The 20,527-nt window shown below is 52.8% G+C and carries 18 protein-coding genes; 9 read left to right on the top strand and 9 right to left on the bottom strand.

What is annotated here, in order from left to right:
- Positions 1–106 precede the first annotated feature (106 nt).
- The 5 genes from ACYVHX_RS09635 (at position 107) to ACYVHX_RS09615 (ending at position 4,079) form a co-directional block, all read left to right on the top strand.
- The gene (locus tag ACYVHX_RS09635; RefSeq protein WP_460671415.1) at positions 107–811 is read left to right on the top strand and encodes a MotA/TolQ/ExbB proton channel family protein; all 705 of its coding nucleotides are present in this window, start codon (positions 107–109) and stop codon (positions 809–811) included.
- A gap of 85 nt (positions 812–896) precedes the next feature.
- Positions 897–1,289 carry an ExbD/TolR family protein gene (locus tag ACYVHX_RS09630; protein WP_460671414.1) on the top strand — a complete coding sequence of 131 codons (393 nt, stop codon included), beginning with the start codon at positions 897–899 and terminating at the stop codon, positions 1,287–1,289.
- 189 nt (positions 1,290–1,478) lie between these two features.
- Positions 1,479–3,542: a S9 family peptidase gene (locus ACYVHX_RS09625; protein ID WP_460671413.1), complete on the top strand. Its 2,064-nt coding sequence runs from the start codon at positions 1,479–1,481 to the stop codon at positions 3,540–3,542.
- A gap of 64 nt (positions 3,543–3,606) precedes the next feature.
- A complete protein-coding gene (locus ACYVHX_RS09620; protein WP_460671412.1) occupies positions 3,607–3,825 on the top strand; it encodes a DUF2281 domain-containing protein in 219 nt (72 codons plus the stop codon).
- Positions 3,825–4,079, top strand: a complete 255-nt coding sequence (locus ACYVHX_RS09615) for a type II toxin-antitoxin system VapC family toxin (RefSeq protein ID WP_460671411.1) — start codon at positions 3,825–3,827, stop codon at positions 4,077–4,079. Before ACYVHX_RS09620 ends, ACYVHX_RS09615 begins: the two co-directional genes overlap by 1 nt.
- Before the next feature lie 156 nt (positions 4,080–4,235).
- Here the strand turns inward: ACYVHX_RS09615 and ACYVHX_RS09610 are convergent, their stop codons facing one another.
- The gene (locus tag ACYVHX_RS09610; protein ID WP_460671410.1) at positions 4,236–6,128 is read right to left on the bottom strand and encodes a YgiQ family radical SAM protein; all 1,893 of its coding nucleotides are present in this window, start codon (positions 6,126–6,128) and stop codon (positions 4,236–4,238) included.
- A gap of 171 nt (positions 6,129–6,299) precedes the next feature.
- Here ACYVHX_RS09610 and ACYVHX_RS09605 point away from each other — a divergent pair, with 171 nt between their 5' ends.
- The 3 genes from ACYVHX_RS09605 to ACYVHX_RS09595 all read left to right on the top strand — a co-directional run bounded on the left by ACYVHX_RS09605 (position 6,300) and on the right by ACYVHX_RS09595 (position 11,046).
- Entirely contained in the window at positions 6,300–7,202 is a 903-nt protein-coding gene (locus tag ACYVHX_RS09605; RefSeq protein ID WP_460671409.1) for an alpha/beta hydrolase, read from the top strand.
- A 207-nt stretch (positions 7,203–7,409) separates the two neighbouring features.
- The gene (locus ACYVHX_RS09600; protein WP_460671408.1) at positions 7,410–9,887 is read left to right on the top strand and encodes a TonB-dependent receptor; all 2,478 of its coding nucleotides are present in this window, start codon (positions 7,410–7,412) and stop codon (positions 9,885–9,887) included.
- A 79-nt stretch (positions 9,888–9,966) separates the two neighbouring features.
- The gene (locus tag ACYVHX_RS09595) at positions 9,967–11,046 is read left to right on the top strand and encodes a fatty acid desaturase family protein (RefSeq protein WP_460671407.1); all 1,080 of its coding nucleotides are present in this window, start codon (positions 9,967–9,969) and stop codon (positions 11,044–11,046) included.
- Positions 11,047–11,055: 9 nt separating this feature from the next.
- Here the strand turns inward: ACYVHX_RS09595 and ACYVHX_RS09590 are convergent, their stop codons facing one another.
- Both ACYVHX_RS09590 and ACYVHX_RS09585 read right to left on the bottom strand, forming a co-directional pair.
- The gene (locus tag ACYVHX_RS09590; protein WP_460671406.1) at positions 11,056–12,174 is read right to left on the bottom strand and encodes a carboxypeptidase-like regulatory domain-containing protein; all 1,119 of its coding nucleotides are present in this window, start codon (positions 12,172–12,174) and stop codon (positions 11,056–11,058) included.
- 138 nt (positions 12,175–12,312) lie between these two features.
- Positions 12,313–12,741, bottom strand: coding sequence for a DUF4345 domain-containing protein (locus ACYVHX_RS09585; RefSeq protein ID WP_460671405.1), 429 nt, complete (start codon positions 12,739–12,741; stop codon positions 12,313–12,315).
- A gap of 188 nt (positions 12,742–12,929) precedes the next feature.
- Between ACYVHX_RS09585 and ACYVHX_RS09580 the strand changes: the two genes are divergently transcribed.
- The gene (locus ACYVHX_RS09580) at positions 12,930–14,051 is read left to right on the top strand and encodes a hypothetical protein (RefSeq protein ID WP_460671404.1); all 1,122 of its coding nucleotides are present in this window, start codon (positions 12,930–12,932) and stop codon (positions 14,049–14,051) included.
- A gap of 3 nt (positions 14,052–14,054) precedes the next feature.
- Here the strand turns inward: ACYVHX_RS09580 and ACYVHX_RS09575 are convergent, their stop codons facing one another.
- The 6 genes from ACYVHX_RS09575 to ACYVHX_RS09550 form a co-directional block, all read right to left on the bottom strand.
- Complete coding sequence (locus ACYVHX_RS09575) at positions 14,055–15,617, bottom strand: ABC transporter permease/substrate-binding protein (protein WP_460671403.1); 1,563 nt, start codon at positions 15,615–15,617, stop codon at positions 14,055–14,057.
- A 2-nt stretch (positions 15,618–15,619) separates the two neighbouring features.
- Positions 15,620–16,558, bottom strand: a complete 939-nt coding sequence (locus ACYVHX_RS09570) for an ABC transporter ATP-binding protein (protein WP_460671402.1) — start codon at positions 16,556–16,558, stop codon at positions 15,620–15,622.
- Positions 16,559–16,783: 225 nt separating this feature from the next.
- Complete coding sequence (locus tag ACYVHX_RS09565) at positions 16,784–17,680, bottom strand: DUF1207 domain-containing protein (RefSeq protein WP_460671401.1); 897 nt, start codon at positions 17,678–17,680, stop codon at positions 16,784–16,786.
- A gap of 572 nt (positions 17,681–18,252) precedes the next feature.
- Positions 18,253–18,666, bottom strand: coding sequence for a HEAT repeat domain-containing protein (locus ACYVHX_RS09560; protein ID WP_460671400.1), 414 nt, complete (start codon positions 18,664–18,666; stop codon positions 18,253–18,255).
- Positions 18,667–18,692: 26 nt separating this feature from the next.
- Entirely contained in the window at positions 18,693–19,103 is a 411-nt protein-coding gene (locus ACYVHX_RS09555; RefSeq protein WP_460671399.1) for a hypothetical protein, read from the bottom strand.
- A gap of 34 nt (positions 19,104–19,137) precedes the next feature.
- The gene (locus tag ACYVHX_RS09550) at positions 19,138–20,517 is read right to left on the bottom strand and encodes a dipeptidase (RefSeq protein ID WP_460671398.1); all 1,380 of its coding nucleotides are present in this window, start codon (positions 20,515–20,517) and stop codon (positions 19,138–19,140) included.
- Between the last annotated feature and the right edge of the window lie 10 nt (positions 20,518–20,527).

Here is a 20,527-nt window from a genome sequence, read left to right as displayed (position 1 = left end):
ATTCATTCCTTACAATAAATCCGGCCGGAAGGGCGTTGACAACGAAGACTTCCGTGTTGGTCCGGCATTGCAACCAGTAAACCGATTTATCTGATTCATAGCGCACATGATTCTATTACAAGTTCCAACGGCGGGTGGTCCAGCCATCGATTCTACGGCAGCCGCAGCTCCAGCCCAAAGTATGCAATTGTTCGATCTGGTTGCCAAAGGGGGCTGGGTCATGATTCCCATCTCCATTTTGTTTTTCCTGGCCCTGTACATGATTATCGAACGGTGGCTGTTCATCCGGAGCAACACCCGCGTCGACGATAATTTCATCGACAACGTGAAAGACATGGTGTTGCAGGGAAACATCAAATCCGCCGAATCATTCTGCAAAAACCAACGGAGTTCCATCGGCCGAATTTTTGAGAAAGCCATCGGCCGCATCGGTTCCCCGATCAAGGACATTGAAGGAACGCTGGAAACCGTCGGCCAGATCGAACTGTCGCGGCTGGAACGGAACCTGGGCTACCTCGGAATCATTGCCGGTATTGCCCCGATGCTGGGTTTCATCGGAACCATTTCGGGAATTATCCGGATTTTCTACGACATCTCGCTGTCCGACAACATCAGCGTCGGGATCATCGCCGGGGGTCTGTACGAGAAAATGATCACGTCCGGCGCCGGTCTGATCGTCGGAGTTATCGCCTATACCGGGTATCACCTGCTGAACATGTTTATCGAGAAATTCACGCTGAAGCTGGAAATCAACTCGTTTGAGTTCATGGAAGTGCTGCAAAAACCGACCGAAGCCGCGCGGGTACGATAAAATTCGTTTAAGGTTTGGGGTTCGAGGTTTAACGTGTAAAAACTTAATCCTTCAATTTTAGACGTTAAGCGTTAAACGCTGAAAAATGAAATTCCGAAGAAAACATAAGTTTGCCGCCGAGGTAGCCACCTCTTCGCTGAACGACATCATGTTCTTCCTGCTGTTGTTCTTCCTGATCATTTCGACGGTGGCGAATCCGAACGTCATTAAACTGATGCTTCCGAAAGCCGCTTCCTCGCAGCAGTTGAGCAAAAAACAGGTCACGCTGTCGGTTGATAGCGAAAAGCGGTTTTTCATCGATAAAAACCCGATCTCGGCCGAGAACCTGGAAATGGAGCTGAAAACCGTCATGAAAGACGTGGCCGAGCCTACCATCGTAGTGCGGGTGGACAAAACCCTCGCCGTTCAGGATCTGGTCGATGTGCTGCAAACCGGCGCTAAACTGAACATCCGGATGGTGATGGCCACCTCCAAGTAACCGCAAACAATCCCGGTTTTTATAAGAATAACGGCGCGAGAGCGCCGTTTTCTGTTTCCGGAACTGCCGAACAAACCCGTTTCGGAGTGGATTGCAACCGCCCGGTTGGTTTTTACGGCCGAAAAACGTAATTTTTGCTAACCTGGACGAAAACCGGGTCGTTCATCAACCTAAACGATTCATTGCCTCATGCGATTCAAGCTTTTGCTGCTCTTTCTGTGGCCGATTGGTCTATCATACGCGCAAAAACAAGCCTTCACGGCGGCTCAGTTATTCAAAAACGAAAAAACAAACGTTCTGCAAGCCGCCCCGACCGTGCGCGGCTGGGCCGATGATTCGCATTATCTGCTGGTCAGAGATGGAAACGTGTACTCCGCCGATGCGAAAACCGGGCAGGAAAGCGATTATAAAGCTCCGGGCGGGTGGACCATTCATCCACCCTTATCGGCTCTTACGGGGCAAGGCGGACAGAATCCTACCGCTTCCCCCGATGGTAAATGGCTGGCCTTTACGCGCGACAGCAAAAATTTATACCTCAAAAGCCTGACGGATAAGCAGGAAAAACAACTGACCACGGACGGTTCCGAAACGGTTTACAACGGCTATGCCGCCTGGCTTTACTGGGAGGAAGTGCTGGGCCGCAGTACGCAGCACAAGGCGTTCTGGTGGTCGCCGGACAGCAAATACCTCGCTTTCATGCGGTTTGACGAAGCGAAGGTGCCGGTTTTTGCGATTGCCGGCGCAACGGGTCAGCACGGTTATCTGGAAAGTCAGCGGTATCCAAAACCGGGTGATCCGAACCCGCTGGTGAAAATGGGCCTTGTGGAAGTGGCCACCGGAAAAACCGTATGGGCTGATTACGACCCCAGCGCCGACCATTATTTCGGCACGCCCTTCTGGACGCCGGACTCAAAAACCCTCTGGATGCAGGTGAAAAACCGGGCGCAGGACCAGCTGACGCTGTTTGCGGTCAGCCCGGCGACGGGTACCAAAACCGAACTGGTCAGCGAGAACCAGAAAACCTGGGTGGACTGGCTGACGACGGTTCATTTTCTGGCCGATGGCAAGCATTTTATCCGGCAAAGCGACGAGTCGGGCTGGATGCATTTGTATTTGCACACGCTGGACGGGAAGCTCAAAAATCCAATCACGAGCGGGAAGTACACGGTGACGGGCGTCTCGCACCTCGACGCTAAAAACGGTCTGGTGTATTTCACGGCCCGCCGGGAAAATTCGGCCCGAATCGATCTGTACAAGGTAAAACTGGACGGAAAAGGACTGCAACGGCTGACCTTCGGTGAATATACCCATCAAGTGCAGGCTTCGCCCGACGGCAGTTATTTTATCACGACGTATTCCAATCTTCAGACACCGCCCAAAATGGCCCTGCTCGACAAAACCGGTAAGCTCCTTCGGGAGATTGCCGATACGAAAGGCGCCGATTTTGACCAGTTCAGTGTCGCCCGAACGGAATTGGTGCGGGTGCCGACATCGGACGGTTTTCAATTGCCGATGACGATCAAATACCCCACGAATTTCGATCCGAAGAAGCGGTACCCGGTTTTGATCAGCATCTACGGCGGACCCAACGCCGGGTCGGTCTACGACCGCTGGGCCTACGCGCCCACAGCGCAATGGTACGCCCAGGAGGGGCTGCTGCAAGTGGCCATCGACCACCGGGCGTCGGGCCATTTTGGCAAAACCGGGCAGAATTTCATGCACCGCAACCTGGGCAAGTGGGAAATCGAAGATTACAGCACGGCGGTCAACTGGTTGATTAATAAGGGTCTGGTCGATCCGAAAAAAGTGGCGATTACGGGTGGCAGTTACGGCGGTTACGTTACGGCGCTGGCCCTGACGCGGGGCGCGGATGTGTTTACGCACGGCATTGCCAACTTCGGTGTCATGGACTGGTCCTTGTACGACAGTGAATACACGGAACGGTTTATGGACACGCCCGCCGAAAACCCCGCCGGTTACAAAGAAAGTTCGGTGCTGACGTATGCCGATAAGTTGAAAGGCACGCTGCGGATTGTTCACGGCACGATGGACGACAACGTGCACCTGCAGAACTCGATCCAGCTCGTTGATAAACTGGAGAATCTAAACAAACACTTCGAGTTCATGGTCTATCCGGGGGCCCGGCACGGTTTTGGGACTACCGGCAAAGGCAAACACGCCCAGGCCGAAACCGCCCGGTTTATCTATCAGTATCTGCTAGAAAAACCGTTCCCGACGGAGGTGTGGCAGTAAGTTATCGTGTTTACTGATTTATTAGGAAGTGATTCGTAAATTAGTTGAACAAACGAAAAGTACCATGCTGACCTCAGTAACCGGCATTTATGAGAATGGGCGCGTCATTTTGGAGGAAATTCCGAAATCGCAGAAAAAACAAAAGGTTATTGTAACCTTTCTGGAAGAAGAAAACACTGAACCAACTCCGCTTACAGAACGTCCTTTTGGAACCATGAAAGGGAGTTTTAAACTGGCTTCAGATTTCAATGATCCACTGGATGATTTAAAGGAATACAGGTAATGCGGTTTTTACTGGATACACACGCTTTGCTATGGGTCCTTGAAAATGATCCTCAACTATCGTCTAAAGCGCATCAGTTGATCCAAAATACGGCCAATGAAGTGTACGTCAGTACGGTTTCGTTGTTTGAAATTGCGATTAAAACCAAAATTGGCAAACTGGAAACACAGCGGACATCCACCGAAATTATTCGGGAAATGAACCGGCTAGCTATTCAGTTAGTCCCCATCTCACCCGCTTACCTGGATGCGTAACAGATCGTGCCGCTGATAGGTGAACACCGTGATCCATTCGACCGGCTACTGATTGCTACTGCTTATACGGAAGGCTTTGACCTTATTTCAATTGATGACAAGTTTAAGTACTATGGCAATCTAGTGAATGTGATTTGGTGAATGGCCATCCCGCCCTTACCGTTTTTTCTTGCCCGAAAAGTTTTTTGAAAAGGCCGGTTTGGCGGTTTTTTCCTTTTTCGAACCTAGCAGCCGCTCAATCAGGTCCGGGCGGTTGAGTTTGGTCAGGCGGTTCCGAATCCAGTCTTTGTATTCGGGTTTATACCAGAAAAAATACCGGTTTTGGGCCTGCTTCTCCTCCCGGGTTTTGGCGGTTTTGACCGGTTTGAGCGTATACGGATGGACGCCGGAGTAGTAGATCACTTCGGCCACGGTCATGGGTGTGGGCGTAAAATCCTGCACCTGCTCCAGCTGAAAACCGAGATCCTTGGTTTCGGCGGCCAGATTGGCCATGTCCTGCTCTTCACAACCGGGGTGCGAAGAAATGAAGTAGGGAATCAGGGGCTGTTTGAGGTTATACTTCTCCTGAATCCGGTCGTATTTCTGCTTAAACAGCTTAAAGTATTTGAACGACGGTTTCCGCATCACCCGCAGCGTATCGTCCGAGGTGTGTTCGGGGGCCACCTTCAACCGACCCGAAACGTGGCGCGTAACGAGCTGCTCCATGTATTCGTCGTGGTTGCCGTCCTGGTTATTCTTGTTAAAATCATCGACCAGCAGATCGTACCGAACGCCCGAGCCGACAAACGCTTTTTTGATTTTTGGATTGGCATCGACTTTCCGGTAAATCTCCGTCAGCGGTTTGTGCGAGGTATCGAGGTTCGAGCAGATCACCGGGTGAATGCAGCTCGGGCTCTGGCACCGGGCGCAGATCGACTCATCCTTGCCCTTCATCTGGTACATATTGGCCGACGGTCCGCCCAGATCCGAAATGTACCCTTTGAATTCCGGGTGTTTCGTGATCTCGTCGACTTCCTTCAAAACCGACTTTTCGCTGCGCGACGCGATGAATTTCCCCTGATGGGCCGAGATTGTGCAGAAACTGCACCCGCCGAAACAGCCCCGGTGCATGTTGACCGAGAATTTGATCATGTCGTACGCCGGAATCGGACCCCGTTTTTTGTATTTCGGGTGCGGCAGGCGGGTATACGGCAGATCGAAGGACTTGTCAATTTCGGCTTCTTCCATCGTTTTGAACGGTGGATTGATCACCAGCACCTGATCACCCACGTTCTGCGTGATGCGGTTGGCCTGCCATTTATTCGACTCGACTTCGACAACTTTGAAATTAGCCGCGTACTTGATTTTATCGGTCAGACACTCTTCGTGGCTCGACAAGGCCACGGTATTCCAGTTGTTATAGTCGCGCAGTTCGGCGCTGTTATCGTGCAGAAAAGACACCTGATTGATGTTCCGCATCGACGAAAACGGCACGCCCTGCCGCGCCAGTTTCAGAATTTCACGCAAGGGCTGTTCGCCCATCCCGTACACCAGCATATCAGCCCCGGAATCCACCAGAATAGACGGCATCAGCCGGTCCTGCCAGTAGTCGTAATGGGTCACCCGGCGCAACGAAGCCTCAATACCGCCCAATAAAACCGGTACGTCGGGATAAAGTTTTTTCAGAATCTGGGTGTAAACAATCGTGGCGTAGTCGGGCCGAAAACCGGCTTCTCCGCCGGGCGTATACGAGTCGTTGGAGCGCAGCCGTTTATTGGCCGTGTAGTGGTTCACCATCGAATCCATGCAGCCCGCCGTGACACCAAAGAAGTATTTGGGCCGCCCGAATTTCTTGAAATCCCGCAGATCATCTTTCCAGTTGGGCTGGGCGATGATGGCCACGCGAAATCCTTCACTCTCCATAATCCGGCCAATCACGGCGGTCCCAAAAGCCGGATGGTCAACGTAAGCATCTCCTGACACCAGCACAATGTCCACTTCATCCCAGCCGCGTTTCTCAACTTCTTGTTTCGTTAGCGGCAACCAGTCGGTCAGGGGTCTTTCAATCATGAGTACGTGAAATAATGTATCTGATAACCAACGAAATTACGAAATAATTCAACGAAAGAACACGCATCTTGAATCTCAGTACGTTACAGCGCGATTTAATGATTCTCCAGGGCAACGGTTTCCGGATTCCTGTCTATTTTTGACAGTTCCTAACGCCTTATCATCACTAAAATGATCCAAAAAGTTCTCCTGAGCGGTTTTTACACCTTTTTAGCCCTTACGACGCTCGCGCAGACTGAAATCCCGCTGTATTCCGGTTCCGTTCCCAACGCCAAACCGTCGGAGGTCAAGGAAGTGAAACGGTCCGATCAGGTGGTTTCGAATGTCATTCAACCCACGCTGACCATTTTTCCGGCCCCGAAAGAGAAAGCGAACGGAACCGCCGTCATCATCTGCCCCGGCGGGGGGTACGGCGTGCTGGTCATGAAACGCGAAGGGTACGATGTGGCCGAAGCCTTCAACAAACTGGGGGTCACGGCCTTTGTCCTGAAATACCGGCTGCCGAACGAAAAAACGATGGTCGATCCGTCCATCGGGCCCTTGCAGGATGCCCAGCAGGCGATCAAAACCGTGCGACAACGGGCCGCGGAATGGGGCGTTGATCCGAAACGGATCGGGATCATGGGTTTTTCGGCGGGCGGCCATCTGGCGGCAACGGCCGGCACGCATTTCCAGAAACCGGTGATCGAAGCGACCGAAGCCGGTAGCGTCCGGCCTGATTTCATGATTTTGATTTACCCGGTCATTAGCTTCCGGGACGAAATCGGGCACACCGGCAGCCGGAAGAATTTGCTGGGTGCTTCGCCAAAACCGGAACAGATCACCTTGTACTCCAATGAATTACAGGTAGATAAGACCACCCCGCCCACGTTCCTGACCCACGCCGGTGACGATACGGTGGTGTCGGTCAAAAACAGCCTGATTTTTTACGAAGCCCTCCAGCAAAACGGCGTTCCGGCGGATTTGCATCTGTACACCAAAGGCCAGCACGGCTATCCGAAAACGCCCGCTTTCGACGAATGGTTTGGCCGCATTCAGCAGTGGTTGTCCGCCAGCGCTTGGTTGGGCCGGTGAAATTCCCCGCCGGTTTACGGTAATGCTGCCGCGCAGGTTTCCCATCCGTTCCTGTATAAAAAATCCAACACGTTGACTATCTTATTAATATAAGTTCCAGTAACTAACTTTAGCCTATACTTTATAAAATTGACAGTAAATTAGTGGATTAGTTGTCTTGTCTGCTTATCAATCCCGTTTGTGCTGGCCGAATTCGTTGTCCGAAGAATGAAAAAAATCCTACTTCCGCTGTTTTTTTGTCTCGCTGGTTTCGTTCAGGCGCAAAATCCGGCGGCTCTGCCACCCGTGCCCGGTATTCAGACCACCATCAAAGCCAGCCTGAAAGCCAAAATTACGGGGGTAATTATGGATGCCGCGCAAAACAAACCCGTCGAATTTGCCACGGTTGCTTTGCTGAATCCCAAAACCGAAAAAATCATTGGTGGAACCACAACCAGCGAGTCCGGGAAGTTTCTCATCAGCGGAGTTGACGAAGGCACGTACCGGATTGTCGTCAGTTTTATCGGCTACGAAAACAAAACTATCAATAATGTCAACGTTGGGGCCGACGGGAAAGAAGTCCTGCTGGGCGTCGTGCAGATGCAAACCGACTCGCGGACGCTGAACGAGGTGGTGGTGACGGCCGAAAAACCGCTGGTGGAAGACAAAGACGACCGGCTGGTTTACAACGCGGACAAAGACCTGACCAATACCGGTGGTACGGCGGTCGATGTGCTGAAAAAGGTGCCGTTGCTGACGGTTGATCCGGATGGAACCGTAACGCTCAAAGGCAGCACGAGCATTAAAGTGCTGATCAACAATAAACCGTCGAGCATCATGGCCCGCAGCATCAGCGAGGCCCTGCAGATGATTCCGGCGGAATTGATCAAATCAGTGGAAGTCGTGACGGCGCCGTCGGCGAAATACGACGCGGAAGGAACCGCCGGCGTCATCAACATCATCACGAAAAACCAGTTGCAGGGTCTGACGGGCGGTCTGAATGCCTCAATCGGCAGCCGGCGGAACAACTTGGGCGGTAATTTCAATTTCAAGCGCGATAAACTGAGCATTACGGCCTACGGGGGCGGCAACACCAACAATTATTACGGCGGTTCGGAGTCGGTGCGGCAAAACCTGCTGGACGGCCGGGTGATCAGCACCATCGAGCAGATCAACGCGTACAAAAACAAAGGCCGCTCCGGTTTTGGCTCGTTCAGCGTCGATTACGACTTGGATACCCTGAACCGCATCGGAATCGACGCCAGCTTTGGTGGAGAGGGCCGGAATACGAATTCCACGCGGGATACCAAAGTGACGTCCGACGATCCGCAGGCGTTTCGGCGGTATAATCATACCCAGAACCGCAACCGGAACATGGACGTCAATTTCAATTATACCAAAACGTTCAAACGCAGCAAGGAGCAGGAATACACGTTTCTGGCGCAGTATAACCGGAACAACAACCACAGCAACTATTCGCTCCGGCAGTTTCCGTTGCCCGAAAGCGAAGTGATCGACTACCGCGAGCGCAACACCAACGACAATCAGCAAAACGAATTTACGCTCCAAACCGACTTCACGTACCCGTTTTCGACCGTGAAACGGCGCATGCTGGAAGTCGGAACCAAGGCCATTCTGCGCGATGTAGGCAGTGATTACCGGCTGGAAAACGCGCCCGATGGGTCGCTGGATTTCCGGGAAGATCCGGGTCGGGCGAATCGGTTCGATTACCAGCAGTGGGTCTGGTCGTCGTATGCATCGTTTCGGATGCGGACCAGCAACCGCTGGGGTTTTAGTCTGGGGGGTCGGATGGAGCTGACCAGCATCAACGCCAATTTTATTTCGACCAGCACGAAGTTTAACGACCGCTACCAGAACTTTCTGCCCAACATCACCCTTTCAAAACGGTTCGGTACGGGCGAGGAGCGACGCCTGAAGCTCAACTACAGCCAGCGGATTCAGCGGCCGTCGATCTTTTTCCTGAACCCGTACGTCAATTATTCTGATCCGAAAAACATTCAGTCCGGCAATCCGTACCTCGATCCTGAACTGGCGCATTCGGTGGAGTTTTCGTACAGCACCTTTACCAAAAACGGTACGTCGGTCAACGCGATGGTTTTCGGGCGGCAAACCAACAACGCCATCGAACGCATCACGACCGTCGATACGAGCGGCATTTCGAGCAGCACCTACCGCAACATTGCGCAGAATTCCACCTACGGTCTTGAGTTATTCGGCTCGGCACGCCCGGTGAAGCAGTGGAACATCAGCGGCTCGTTCGGGCTGAATTACAACATCCTGAACAGCACCGCTCTGCAAATCAACAATGAAAACTGGAGTTATCGCTTCAACCTGAATTCGTCGCTCCAGCTTCCCGACAATTTCAGCCTCCAGGCCAACGGTTCCTACAATTCCCGCCGGATTCAATTGCAAGGTCAGTCGTCGGGCTTTTACTACTACGGTTTTTCGGCCCGGAAAGAGTTTAAAAAACAAAAAGTTACGGTTACGGCCAATTTCGAGAACCCCTTCCGTCGTTATAATACCATTGAAACCCAATTGCGGACGGCCACCTTTATCTCGGATGGCACGAATTACAACGTTATCCGGAACATTCGTTTGTCAGTTAACTGGCGATTCGGAAAAATGAATGCGGGTCAGGACCGCGAAAAGAAAAAGATTTCAAACGACGACGGAAAACGGGGTTGACAGTATAATCATTCGCTGGTGGCTTGATTCTGTGGTAAAATAACTATCTTACCTAACAAAACTCTTAACCCACCTGCTGATGCGAGTACTTGCGGCTATTCAAGACCCTTCTTCCGTTGCTCAACCTACCACTTCCCTTGATCATTTTTTACTGCGATTCATCCGGGATTCCCGGGATTTGCCATTCCTTTATCTGATCCTTCGCATTTCGCTGACGCTGCTGCCACTCGGTATTTTGCTTTATATTCCGGCGGTTTCCGGCTGGGTCTGGTGGCTCGTGGCCGGTGCTTACCTGGTGACGTATTTCATTTATAAAGGTCCTTACGGTTTAATGGGCCATTGTTCGGCCCACCGCCCGCTGTTCAAACGGGAATACCGGTGGCTGAATTATTACATGCCGACGGTGATCGGGATGTTCTTCGGGATGTCGCCCGAAACCTACGTGGGGCACCACATCGGTATGCACCATCCCGAAAACAACCTGCCCGAAGATCTGAGCACGACCATGCCCTACCAGCGCGACAGCGTAAAAGGGTTTTTGCATTATTTAGGCACCTTTCTGGTTACGGGTGTCGCTACCATGATCGGGTATCTCTGGCGGAAAAACCGGCAAAAAATGGCGCTCAAAGCCATAAGCGGAGAAATTATTTTTGTGGCGATGTGTTTCGCGCTGCTTTTGATCAACGCTCCGGCCACGATTATCGTGTTTCTGATTCCGTTCTGGTTTACCCGGATCATCAGCATGGTCGGCAACTGGACGCAACACGCCTTTGTGGACGGCAGCGATCCGGCCAACGCCTATAAAAACAGCATTACCTGCATCAACGTCCGGTATAACCACCTGTGCTGGAACGATGGCTACCACATCAGCCACCACTGCCGGCCGGCCATGCACTGGAGCGAACACCCCCAGTTTTTCGTCAAAACCCTCGACCAGTACGCGGCCAACAAAGCCCTCATTTTCGATGGCCTTGATTTCGGACAGATCTTTTTTCTGCTGATGAAAAAGCGCTACGACCGGCTGGCCCAGCGCGTGGTTAACATCAACGGAACGTTTGAGAACGAACAGGAAATCATCGCTTTAATGAAACACCGGCTGCAACCCATCCACGAGTGGAACGTCGTGAAATCCAAAGAAAAAGCCGTGGTAGCGGTCTGAGTAACGGATTCAGGGGGATAATTCGTAATCCAGCGGCAGCAATTCCGCAATTTTTTCCCAGCTCCAATAGCCTTCTACCAGAATCCCCAGCGGTTCGTAGTAGTTGCCATTGGCTTCAATCTCAACGAACGGGTCCAGCAGGTGAAGCACGCTCGTTTGCGCTCCGCTGGCTTTGGGTGGAGCTCCGAAAGGGCGCAGCATTTCCAGGTAACCCGGCTCTTCCGGTTCGCGCAAATACGTAACCTGAAGCAAATCCCCGAATTGCAGGCGGGTTTGGCCCGGCACGGAGGAATCCAGAATGCGTTCGTGCCGCAACGTATCCCGAATCAGGTACCGGACGGTTTTGGGTTGCGTTCGGACGGTATCCGATTTTTCCACCAGTTGCTGAACTAAAAAACCGCTTTCCGGCAGCGTTCGCCCGTAGACGGATCGCATAAAATGCATGGTTGAACCCAGATAGGCTTTCCGGCGGTTGGCAAGCCAGCGCTTTTGTTGCCGGGCATTCCGCGGTTTTAAATCCTCCAGAACTGGATACCCCAGGTACGTAATGGCTTTTTGCCGCGAGTCGAACACAAACGATTCAAGCTGGTATTTAAGCCGGTAGCCCAACGCCCGGTTTTCGATCAGAAGCGGTTCGCGGGCACCCGCCGTCAAGCGCTGCTCGGCCCGGTTGTCGTCAAACCAGAGCACGTCCGGATTCAGTAGTTTACACTGGGCCGCGTTGGTGCTCTGGCCGATGAAGTTCTGCCGAAAAAAAGCCAGATTGGTTTCCCAGTCGGGTCCCCGCTGCGCTTTCACGCTGACCTCCGCCAGCTGGTTCGCGGCTGGCTGGAGGCCAATCCGGTAGAATTTCAGGCTATCGGTATGAATCTGAAAAACCAGCGTCTCGAAACCGACATACGAAACCACTAGGTCGAACCGCCCCGCTGGTAAACCGCCCAGCCGAAACCGCCCTTTTGCGTCGGTTGTCGTTCCCTTGGTGGTGTTGGCCAGAAATACGTTGGCCGACGGCAGCGGCTCGCCGTTATCCACGCTGAGCACCACGCCCTGCAACGATTGAGCGCACAAACCACTGGAAACCAGCAGATTGACGCAAACTAGAAAATAGATTACCGCTTTTTTGGCCATCGAATCCGTTGCTTCGCCCGGGTGAAAGCCCGCATTTTTGACCTAAACGCGGGCTCGTGCTGCCGGAAAGCGACCCTAAGATGGTAAAAACAGGGCAAAACAACTAATTGTTTAGTTGAAAAGGAATTTCGATTCCGTTCAACTGGGCTGGAGCGAAGCAACCGGTACGGTTTTGGCGGAATGGGTCCACCAGAGGACGAGCGCAATACCGAAAAGCACGGATTCGGTGACGATCCACTGCCGGCCAAAATCGCCCAAAGCGCCCTCGACGAAGATGGTGATGGCGCGCGACAGGGCGTAGGAACCCCACAATAAGCTTAGAAAAGCCAGGCCTTTGCTGACGTCTTTTACCATCAAATACAGCAGGCTGATGAAGATGGTGAAGCCGACACCGCCGTATACGCCCCGAATCGAACTGAACGCATCCGTGTTGGTCAACTGAACGTGGACCAGATCCATAACCGACTGCGGATCGGCAAACGCCATGACACTCACCGACAACAACGCCAGCGCTGAAAAAAGAATAAACCCCTGAGCAATCCGATACTGATTTTTTTGCGTTTGCATGTTCATAAGTTGTTTGTTTACCCCACAAAGGTGCGGCAATCCTTTATTCAGAATCTTGGTGCTGACCAGGATTTTATCCGGTTTTTTGCCTACTGAAGCGCTCGGAAACGTCGCTTATTTTATCAGAAATTAGGTGCACTTTTGTAAAGTGTCGTCTGATAATTTCCAGCAGTTTTTTACCCACCCCTATGAAAACGTCACCTCAGCAGCTTATCCGAATTGGAAATGCGAAGGACCCGAACGCCCTGACCAAACCCCAGAAAGAATTTAACCGCCTGACGCGCCGAATTGAAACGCTGGAAAAAGAAGTCATTGACTATAAGGAGGCTACCGCGCGGTTTCAGCACCGCATCCGGACGGAGCTCATTCCCCTGCAAACGGAGAACCACCGGCAACGCGCCCAGCTCGTGCGGCTCTTCGACCGGGCGTACGAATCCGGAATTTTTAAAGCCAACGAACGCAAAAAACTGGCCGATCTGATTCTTAACCTCACGTTTAACCTCATTTCAGAACACGGACTGGATGAGCTGAAAGACATCTACGACAAGTATGACCCCGCCGGTTTTGACGCGGCCAGTCCCGAACCCGATGCGCTGAAATCGGAGGCCATGCGGCAACTTTACGGCGCTTTGTTTGGGGTTGAATTTGAGCCCGGCGCGGATGTTAGCTCGCTGGAAAAACTTCAGGAACAGTTGCGCCAGAAACGGGCAGCGCAGCAAGCCACCTTTGCCCGTCAGGACCAGCAACACGAAACTCCGCCCTCCAAAACCCCGAAGCAGCTGGAGCGGGAGGTCAAAAAGCGGGCCGAAGAAGGGCGCGTTACCAGGGCGGTTCGGACGGTTTACGTGGATCTGGTCAAAGCATTCCACCCGGACCGGGAAACGGACGAAACCGAAAAACAGCGCAAAACCGAAATTATGCACCGTATTATAGAAGCGTACGAGAAAAGTGATCTGCTGGCGCTGCTGCGGCTGCAACTGGAATTTAACCGGATTGATCAGCACCACCTCGAAACGCTGGCCGAAGAACAGCTGGCGTATTATAACAAAATTCTGAAGCAGCAGACGCAGGAACTGGATGAACAGCTTTATGGCCTGAAATCGCAGCTTTCGGTCCTGAGCGGCACACCAATGCACCTGATTACATCGCCCATCAGCCTTGAAGACCGCCAGAAAACCGATATTCAGGAGTTGAAACGGAGCCTCAGCCAACTCAAAAATGAGCTGAAATCCCTGACCAATCTGACGGTGCTGAAACAGTGGCTGAAATCCTACCGGATTCAGAAAGCCACCGATTTCGTCGGTTTTTAGGCCCTAGTCCGGTTGTAGGTAGCGGGCCAAATCCGAAATGGAGCGAATGCCCAGCTGCCCGGCCTGCTGTTGGCGCATCATCAGGGCGTAGGTGTTATTGAACCCCAGCGGTGGCAACCAGGCCAGTTGATACCGGTTTTGAAATTCCCGGCTGACAAACGGATACACGGTTTTGGGCCGGGCTTTCAACGAATCCGCCACCGGCGCGGGCGGTTGCAGAATCACCAGCAAACCCGTTCCGGTGTACTCCGGATACAAATCGATCTGCCCGGCCGTCAGCGCGTCGAAGCAGATCTTGGTGCCCCCCAACCCGGTTTTGGTAACCACCTGCAACGACGTCCGGTTCTCGAGCAACTGGCGCAGAATTTCGGCCAGAATGTATTGTTCTGTAAAGATTTTGGTGCCGATCACGATTCGGCCCTGTCGTTTTTCACCGGTCACCGGCCGCAGCAAGTGCTGTTCCGTTAAAAACCGCCGGGCCACCGCTTCGGGCGATTCGTGCCGGAAATCGGCCCGGTAATTCAGCTCCGTCATCATTGCGTCCGAAAGCCGTCCGTTCAACAGATGCAGGGTTGCTGCCAGGTCGGGGTAGTGGTCTAAAACCGCCTGCCGAACCACCAGCGCGGCTTCGTAAGGCGGAAAAGCGTTCTTATCATCGGTCAACACCCGCAACCCGAACGCCCGGATTCGCCCGTCGGTCGAGTAACCGCTGATGATATCGACCTGCTTCCGAAAAACCGCTTCGTACATCAGATTCTGATCAATCAGCCGGGGCGTCAGCCGCAAACCGTATGCCCGCACCAGGCCCGGATACCCATCGGCCCGACCGTAAAACTCGTGCGCAAATCCGGCGGTTAACGCTGCCTGGCGACCGCCCGGCAGCCAGTAGAAGGCCGACAGAAAGGGAGCCGTCACCAGAAAAACCGTGGCCACCCGGCGTAAACGAAGACCGCGCAGGTGCTGGAGCCGGGCGAGTAAAAAGTCGAACAGAATAGCCAGCAAAGCCGCCGGAATAGCGCCCGCCAGCACCATGTTTGTGTTGTTCAGCGCAATACCGCCGAAAATAAACTCGCCCAGCCCGCCAGCCGCGATGTAAGCCGCCAGCGTAGCAACCCCGACGTTGATGACCGTCGCGGTGCGAATCCCGGCAAAAATAACCGGCAAAGCCAGCGGCAGTTCCAGCCGGGTCAGCACTTGGCGAGGGGTCATGCCCATGCCGCGGGCGGTTTCTTTCAGGGCCGGACTCACTTCCCGAATCCCCACATACGTGTTCCGGACAATCGGCAACAGGGCGTACAAAAACAAGGCGACAAGGGCCGGACCAGCACCAATGCCCAAAACCGGGATTAAAAAACCCAGCAGTGCAATGCTCGGAATGGTTTGCAGAACACCCACCACGGCCAGCACAACGGCCGCGATTTTCGGACGATACGCAATCAGAATACCCGTTGGCAGACCGATCAGCAAGGCCAGGCAAAGCGACAGGAACGTCAGGCCAATGTGCGTCAGGGTTTGCTCGATCAGTTTGTCGCCCTGCTGAATCACAAAATCAAAGAATTCCGGCATGATTACGAAGCGAGTTGCTGTAAGGCCGACCAAATCGCAGCCGACCGAATCCGGAGGTACCAATCCCCAACCGCCAGGGCGCCCGAATCCGTTTGCGCCAGTTGCCTGAGGGCATCCGCCAGCCGCGTTTCCGGTTGCAATTCCAGGGCTGCCGGTTCGGGTACTTCGGGCAGAATGTACGGCACCAAATCCCGCAACGTCAGCAGTTCGAGTTGAAACGCCAGCCATTGATCCCCAAAAAACCGGCGCACAAAGGCGTTGGCCGGTTTAAGCAGCAATTCTTTGGGCGTACCAATTTGCTGTATCTTCCCGTGGTCCATGAGGCCGATGCGGTCGCCCAGTTCGAGCGCTTCCCGGATGTCGTGCGTGACCAGAATGACGGTTTTCTGGCGCAGTTCGGCCAGATTCCGGAACTCCCGCCGGATTTCGGACCGGGTAATCGGATCGAGGGCACCCAGCGGTTCATCCATGAGCAGAATCGGCGGCTGAGCCGCCAGCGCCCGGGCCAGCCCCACGCGCTGCCGCTGCCCCCCGCTCAACTGATCGGGATACTCCGTTAGCTGTTTCTCGGACAACCGCAGCATCGCCAGCAGTTCGCGCGTCCGGTTCTGGATGCGGTTTGGGTCCCAGTTCAGCAGGCGGGGCACCAGGGCGATGTTCTCGCCGACCGTATAATGCGGAAAAAGCCCCGTTTCCTGCACGACATACCCGATGCTGCGGCTTAATTCGTGCGGAACCAGCCGTTGCGTGTCCACGCCGTTGATTTCAACCGTTCCGGACGTTGGCTCGATCAGCCGGTTGATCATCTTCAGGGTCGTCGTTTTGCCGGAGCCGCTCGTTCCCAGCAACACCAGCGTTTCCCGCTCCTGCACCGTAAACGAGATGGCATCGACGGCCGTATGATTGGGGTAGCGCTTGGTCAGATGCCGGACTTTGATCATCGGGATGCGGTTTTCGGTATACGGTTTACGGTTTTCGGTTTTCGCTGGGCCGACGTTTCGGCATACGGTTTTCGCCAGGCCGTCACTACAGCAACTGACACATGATTTCTGAACTATTTGTTCACGATCAGCAACCGGAATACGTCAGCCCCGGCGGTGAACCGCACCGAAACGTCGGTCCGGCGAAAACCGTAAACCGAAAACTGTAAACCATAAACCGTATACTCAAATCGGGTTGAAATACAGGCCAAGGCCCCACCAGCGGGTTTTCTGACTTTCGTAGACGCTGTAGGGGCGAAAACCGGTGTAGGTTTCCAGCAGGAGCGTCAGGTTATTGGTCGTCCGGCCCAGTTCCAGCCCAATACCGGCTTTGATACCGGGTCGGAAATCGGTTTGCTGCCAGATTTTCAGATCCAGCCCACCCGCCAGCCGGGCAAAAGCGGGCGACGGTTTCCGGTAAAAAAAACCGGCTTCGGCACTCAGGCGTTTTCGCTCTTCCGGTTTTCGCAGGCCAATGCCGACGCCCACGTATTTCCGCAAACCGTTGCGTTCGTGGTTATACACCACATCGACCAGTTCGTAGTTAACCGGGTTGGGCAGGTAATAATTGATCTGATTGCGAAACAGGTAATCGTCGCCGAGGTGGGACGAGAGGTGATAAAGCCGAAACCGCCAGCTGTGCTCCCGGATTTTTACGTTGTACAGGATGCCGAGCCGGTAGTCGGTGTTCATCAACTGACGGCGCTGTTTGTTCTGAACGGGATCGTGGTACACTTCAAATTGCGTGAACGACGCCACATCGAACGCCAGTTCACTGCTGCGTTCGGCCGATTTATACCAGCGAAAAATGGGTTTCTGGAGCCCAAAGGTGAACGGTACGATGGTTCCGTTGTACTTTTTGCCTTCCATCCAGTAACCGGGCAGCACGCTGACGCTGGTTTGCGCTTCGATGGGGTCGAGCAGAATGGGGTCAAAAAGGTGGCCTTTGGGCAGAAACTCCCGGCGCGGATACGTCACTGAAACGGGCACGGACTGGCGGATCACCAGCGTGTCCGGAACCTCCTGCGCCCAAGCATCGAGGGCAAGCAGGAGCAACCAAAAAGAAAGAAAGAATGGCTTCATTGGGCAACAAAAACCTCCGGTTTTCTCAATTAAGTACTAATAGGGAGGGCATTTATAAAGTGTACTTCCTATACAGGAGTTTTGTAACTAATTTTATGTAAAGAAAATATTTCAAGTTTCTGCTTCTGAATGGTTAGCGATGGTACATTAGAAAAAATAAAATATTACTTAATGCGAAAAAGAACTATTGCTCTTTTTGTCGGTGTGCTAGGATTCATTGTGTTCATGTTAATGCTGGTTTCATTTTTTAGATATAACGTACAAATTTTTGATGAGCCTGAATTTGAAAAACTAGCAACTGTATGTACTCAGTATGATGAAGTATGCTATAAATGCTTCTATGTCCCATCGAATGCTACTTCTCAAGAATACATACAACTTAGGCGATCTATAGGTGGCAGGGATAGTGTCATAGCTAATTACGAACGATATGATCTGGTAGACACCATTCAACTAATCGACGAATCAACGATTAGCCTTGTGCTTGAAGACACATCAGCATATCTTAAAAGGAAGGATACTATCATAGTTAAGAGTAAGCATTAGTGTATCTTCTTTTTTGTAAAGTGATCCTATGTTAGTCTATTCTCCTTTCGAGCAATTAGTTCACCAATTTTCTGCTTCAACCAATCCGAATCGTCCCGATTAATCAACGCGATGTTTTCCATACTCATCCTGGTGTTGCAGGCAAGTGCGTAACGGACTTCTTCATCCGGATCATTAGCCAGAATTTCAATGATAGACGCATTGAGCTTCCGTTTTCTGGCTACTGCCCTTCTGACATCTGGATTCGGATCAGAGACTAATTCTTCGAGAATCTCCAGCGGTACGGTTTTATTGTGAATCACCCATGTTGTGTAATGGGGGTAGAGCTCGATCACCTCTTTCCACGTTTGCAGCGATGCCTCTTCATGAGCAGCCCTGGTATATTCTTCGATAAGCTCACTGCTTCTAAGACGAATAAACTCTCTGGCAGAATCAATCATTTTACTATTTTACAATTGGCATTATGTTAGGCTAAAACCGTAATCTGTGTCAAGTCGGACAAGACACACGAAACCAGACGGCTGGTAGTAACAAGTGAGAAAATATACCTGTACTCGTCGGCTTTTAAACCATAGGCCAAGTTTAAGTTCTTTCTTTTCTCCTGCATAAATAAACCAAACTCTTTTGCTGGCACATAAAACCCGTTTGTTTCAGCAAGCGACTCTTTAAGTTCAGCTATTTCAACATAACAAGTTCGAAATGCATCACCACTGGGGTGGTTAGGCACATCAACAGCTAACCACTTCGACCGGATCGCAATCGACACGGCAGCATCAGTTTCGCTCAACTCAAGCGTCAGTATAAGTTGGTCCGCTACATACTGCCAAGCCGTTAAAATTGAATCACCACTTAGCCGGACCAGGTCTTCTACCGTCATTTATTCAGGTGGTAAATCAGATGGTATGCTAGGTTCAGGCGTCGATCACCGTCTGTTTCAGTTCGGCGTAGTGTTTGTAGAAATACGGAATGGTTTCGATTCCCTTGTAGAAATTGAACAACCCGTAGCTTTCGTTCGGCGAGTGCAGCGCGTCGATGTCCAGGCCGAAGCCCATCAGAATCGATTTGACGCCCAGTTCCTTTTCAAACAACGCCACAATGGGAATGCTGCCCCCGCCCCGGGTCGGAATGGCTTCCTTCCCCCAGGCTTCGCGGAAAGCCCGCCGGGCGGCTTCAAACTCCACCGAATCCGTGGGGGTCACGTAGGGCTGCCCGCCGTGGTGGGGTGTTACGGTCACCGTGACCGTCGGCGGGGCAATGGCTTTGAAGTGTTCTGTGAACAGTTCCGTGATCGCATCCGGGTCCTGATTCGGCACCAGCCGCATGCTGATTTTTGCCTGGGCCTTGCTCGGTAATACGGTTTTGGCTCCTTCGCCGGTGTAACCGCCCCAGATGCCGTTTACGTCCAGCGTGGGCCGGATGGAAGCCCGTTCGGGGCTGGAGTAGCCTTCTTCCCCAAAAACCGCCTGAAGCCCCAAATCCCGCTTGTATTCGGCCTCATCAAAAGGCGCTTCGGCCAGCGCGGCCCGTTCGTCGGCGCTCAGGTCGTCTACCTGGTCGTAAAAACCGGGTATTGTAATGCGGCCCTGGTCGTCGTGCAGCGAAGCGATGAGCTGGCACAACACATTGAGCGGGTTGTGGACTGCCCCGCCATATACGCCCGAATGCAGGTCGCGATTGGGACCAACCACCTGAACTTCCACGTAGGAAAGGCCCCGCAAACCGGTTTCAATCGACGGCACATCGTTGGCAATGATGCTCGTGTCCGAAATCAGAATGACGTCGCACTTCAGCTTTTCGCGGTTCTCGGTCACAAACTTGCCTAAATGTTCCGAGCCGGTTTCTTCTTCGCCCTCGATCATCACCTTCACGTTGCAGGGCAAACCGTCGGTCGCCAGCATGCCTTCCAGCGCCTTGACGTGCATGTAAAACTGCCCTTTGTCGTCGCAGGAACCGCGGGCGTAAATCCGTTCGTTGCGGATGGTGGGTTCGAAAGGCGGGGTGTTCCAGAGTTCGTACGGATCAGCGGGCTGCACATCGTAGTGACCGTACACCAACACCGTCGGCAGCGTGTCGTCGATCAATTTTTCGGCGTAAACCACCGGGTGCCCCGCGGTTTCGCAGACTTCGGCCTGGTCGAGACCGGCAGCCGCCAGCTTGTCCCGCACAAACTCGGCGGCCCGGCGCATATCCGGTTTGAATTTTGAATCGGCGCTCACGGACGGAATCCGCAGCAACTCGAACAGTTCGTTCAGAAACCGTTCTTTATGGTCCGCAAAATAAGTTGATAACATGGCTCTACCG

This window comes from Larkinella ripae, from assembly GCF_054780775.1.
The sequence above is the reverse complement of the archived record's forward strand: the minus strand, read 5'-3'. Positions and strand labels throughout refer to the sequence as shown.

Excerpts from the sequence above, each read along its gene's own strand:
- ACYVHX_RS09635 (WP_460671415.1), top strand. The coding sequence starts at position 107 with ATGATTCTATTACAAGTTCCAACGGCGGGTGGTCCAGCCATCGATTCT.
- ACYVHX_RS09630 (WP_460671414.1), top strand. The coding sequence starts at position 897 with ATGAAATTCCGAAGAAAACATAAGTTTGCCGCCGAGGTAGCCACCTCT.
- ACYVHX_RS09625 (WP_460671413.1), top strand. The coding sequence starts at position 1,479 with ATGCGATTCAAGCTTTTGCTGCTCTTTCTGTGGCCGATTGGTCTATCA.
- ACYVHX_RS09620 (WP_460671412.1), top strand. The coding sequence starts at position 3,607 with ATGCTGACCTCAGTAACCGGCATTTATGAGAATGGGCGCGTCATTTTG.
- ACYVHX_RS09615 (WP_460671411.1), top strand. The coding sequence starts at position 3,825 with ATGCGGTTTTTACTGGATACACACGCTTTGCTATGGGTCCTTGAAAAT.
- ACYVHX_RS09610 (WP_460671410.1), bottom strand. The coding sequence starts at position 6,128 with ATGATTGAAAGACCCCTGACCGACTGGTTGCCGCTAACGAAACAAGAA.
- ACYVHX_RS09605 (WP_460671409.1), top strand. The coding sequence starts at position 6,300 with ATGATCCAAAAAGTTCTCCTGAGCGGTTTTTACACCTTTTTAGCCCTT.
- ACYVHX_RS09600 (WP_460671408.1), top strand. The coding sequence starts at position 7,410 with ATGAAAAAAATCCTACTTCCGCTGTTTTTTTGTCTCGCTGGTTTCGTT.
- ACYVHX_RS09595 (WP_460671407.1), top strand. The coding sequence starts at position 9,967 with ATGCGAGTACTTGCGGCTATTCAAGACCCTTCTTCCGTTGCTCAACCT.
- ACYVHX_RS09590 (WP_460671406.1), bottom strand. The coding sequence starts at position 12,174 with ATGGCCAAAAAAGCGGTAATCTATTTTCTAGTTTGCGTCAATCTGCTG.
- ACYVHX_RS09585 (WP_460671405.1), bottom strand. The coding sequence starts at position 12,741 with ATGCAAACGCAAAAAAATCAGTATCGGATTGCTCAGGGGTTTATTCTT.
- ACYVHX_RS09580 (WP_460671404.1), top strand. The coding sequence starts at position 12,930 with ATGAAAACGTCACCTCAGCAGCTTATCCGAATTGGAAATGCGAAGGAC.
- ACYVHX_RS09575 (WP_460671403.1), bottom strand. The coding sequence starts at position 15,617 with ATGCCGGAATTCTTTGATTTTGTGATTCAGCAGGGCGACAAACTGATC.
- ACYVHX_RS09570 (WP_460671402.1), bottom strand. The coding sequence starts at position 16,558 with ATGATCAAAGTCCGGCATCTGACCAAGCGCTACCCCAATCATACGGCC.
- ACYVHX_RS09565 (WP_460671401.1), bottom strand. The coding sequence starts at position 17,680 with ATGAAGCCATTCTTTCTTTCTTTTTGGTTGCTCCTGCTTGCCCTCGAT.
- ACYVHX_RS09560 (WP_460671400.1), bottom strand. The coding sequence starts at position 18,666 with ATGATTGATTCTGCCAGAGAGTTTATTCGTCTTAGAAGCAGTGAGCTT.
- ACYVHX_RS09555 (WP_460671399.1), bottom strand. The coding sequence starts at position 19,103 with ATGACGGTAGAAGACCTGGTCCGGCTAAGTGGTGATTCAATTTTAACG.
- ACYVHX_RS09550 (WP_460671398.1), bottom strand. The coding sequence starts at position 20,517 with ATGTTATCAACTTATTTTGCGGACCATAAAGAACGGTTTCTGAACGAA.